This is a genomic window from Terriglobales bacterium (assembly GCA_035624475.1).
Lineage (GTDB): Bacteria > Acidobacteriota > Terriglobia > Terriglobales > Acidobacteriaceae > DASPRL01.
In genome coordinates, this window is the sequence record DASPRL010000021.1 from 1 (window position 1) to 2,385 (window position 2,385).

The 2,385-nt window shown below is 68.6% G+C and carries 2 protein-coding genes; both read left to right on the forward strand.

Features of this window, described 5'->3' with window-relative positions:
• Positions 1 to 165: 165 nt before the first annotated feature.
• Positions 166 to 1,764, forward strand: a complete 1,599-nt coding sequence (locus VEG08_01190) for a hypothetical protein (GenBank protein HXZ26592.1) — start codon at positions 166 to 168, stop codon at positions 1,762 to 1,764.
• Between the two features lie 111 nt (positions 1,765 to 1,875).
• Positions 1,876 to 2,385: carbon starvation CstA family protein (locus tag VEG08_01195; protein HXZ26593.1), on the forward strand; the 510-nt coding region annotated here is incomplete at its 3' end.

A 2,385-nucleotide genomic window follows, 5' to 3' on the forward strand; every position in this document is an offset into this window, starting at 1 on the left:
GGCGCGGCAACAACATCTGATCTCCTCCACCGCGCGGCGCAGCGATGGGGTGCACGCGCGCGTGGTGGGCGAGCGCCCGCCCGGAGCCGCGGCCGAGCCGTTGGTTCCCACTTTGGAAGATGCCTACCTGCTGGCGCTCACGCAGTTTCGAGCGGGAGCTACGGCATGACCACCGCGCGCGTCCTTTACCACCTGGTGCGCGCCGACTTCCTCGAGCGCGTGCGCCGGCGCAGCTTCCTGCTGATCCTGGGCTTCGCCGCCTGGCTCGGCTACCTGGCCGCGGTGGGGCGGATCATGCTCAACCTGGGCGAGTACCGCGGCGTGTACAACTCCGCCTGGATCGGTGCGCTCATGGCGCTGGTGACCACCAGCTTCCTCAGCCTGGCCGGCTTCTACATGGTCAAGAACGCCATCGACCGCGACGAGCAGACCCGCGTGGGACAGATCCTGGCGGCCACACCCATGAGCAAGCCCTTCTACACGCTGGCCAAGGCGCTGAGCAACTTTGTTGTGCTGGCGGCCATGGTGGGAGTGCTGGGGGTGGCGGCCGTGGCCATGCAACTCGCTCGCGGCGAGGACCCCCACTTGCGCTTGTGGCCGCTGCTCTCGCCCTTCTTGCTGATCGCCGTGCCCGGCATGGCTGTGACCGCGGCGCTGGCGGTCCTGTTCGAGAGCATTTCCTGGCTGCGCCGCGGCCTGGGGAACGTGGTGTATTTCTTCTTGTGGACGACGCTGCTGGCGTTGAGCGCCGGCTCGAACCTGCCGGATTTCGCCGGCATCGACCTGTTCATGAACGACATGGGGGCGGGAGTGCGCGCCGTGGCCTCGAACTACAAAGAGGCCTTCACCCTGGAGCTCAACGTCGGTGGGGTGACCCTGCCGCCGAAGCGCTTTGTCTGGAACGGCCTACATTGGAGCGCCGGGATGGTGGGGGGGCGGCTGGCGTGGCTGGTCATCGCCGTGTTTCTGGCCCTGCTGGCGGCGGTGTTCTTCCACCGCTTCGATCCCGCGCGCGAACGCCGCCGAGGCGGGAAGGGAAGCGACCTTGAGCCGGCAGCGGAAGAGAACGGCGATACGCATCTCGCGCCGGTCCATCTCACCCCTCTGCCGCCGGCGCAGCGGCGCTTTCCCTTCAGCCACCTGGTGCTGGCGGAGGTGCGCTTGATGCTCAAGGGACGCAGCCGCTGGTGGTACCTGGTGGCGCTGGGGCTGTGGCTGGGCACGCTCTTGAGTCCGCTGGAGGCGGCGCGCCAGGTGCTGGCCTTCGCCTGGATCTGGCCTGTGCTGCTGTGGTCGGCGATGGGCATGCGCGAATCGCGCTTCGCCACCGACGCCCTGGTCTTTTCCTGCGCGCACTCCCTGCGCCGGCAACTGCCCGCCGCGTGGCTGGCGGGCGTGCTGCTGGCGGCCATCACCGGCAGCGGCGGCGCCCTGCGTTTCCTGCTAGGGGGACACTGGGTGTCGCTGCTGGCCTGGGGCGCGGCTGTGCTCTTCATTCCTTCCTTCGCTCTGGCCTGCGGGGTGTGGAGCGGCGGCAGCAAGCTGTTTGAGGCTATCTTTACGATCTGGTGGTACGTGGGACCGGTCAACCACGCCCCGGAAGCGGACTTCGTGGGCGTCTCGCCATCGCCGGAGGTCCGCATCTCCCTGTTTTACGCCGGCGCCGCCGTCATCTTGCTCGGCTTGGCTTTCCTGGGACGACGCCGGCAGCTCTACCGCAACGACGGTGGGCTCTCCCTTTCGCGCCCGGCCTCGGCGACCTGAAACTCCTGCGTTGCGCCCGGCGTCTGGATTCGACAGAATAGGGCGCTCGTTGGGAGGGGCCCCCTGAACTCGAACCTGCGGCGAATCCTGCGCGTTCTGTCGTGGGCGGCGGTGGCAGTCGCGGGCGCGCTGGCACTGGCCGCCATCGCGCTGCACCGCGGCGAGACCATCAGCGCCATGTGGCTGGTGCTGGCGGCGCTCTGCACCTACGCCCTGGGCTATCGGTTCTATAGCAAGTTCGTGGCCGCCAAGGTCCTGGCGCTCGATCCGCGCCGCGCCACTCCCGCCGAGCGTTTGGAGAACGGGCGCGACTTCGTCTGCACCAACAAGTGGGTGGTCTTCGGACATCACTTCGCCGCCATCGCCGGCCCGGGACCGCTGGTCGGACCGGTGCTGGCGGCGCAGTTCGGCTACCTGCCGGGGACCCTCTGGATCCTGGTGGGCGCGGTGCTGGGCGGCTGCGTGCAGGACTTCGTGATCCTGCTCTTCTCGGTGCGGCGCGACGGCAAGTCTCTCACCGAGATGGCGCGCGAGGAAGTGGGCAGGCTGGGCGGCCTGGTGGCCTACATCGCAGTGATCAGCATCATCCTGGTGCTGCTGGGCGTGGTCGCGCTGGTGGTG

Bases quoted from the DNA above. Each gene is read 5' to 3' on its own strand.
- VEG08_01190 (HXZ26592.1), top strand. From the start codon at position 166: ATGACCACCGCGCGCGTCCTTTACCACCTGGTGCGCGCCGACTTCCTC.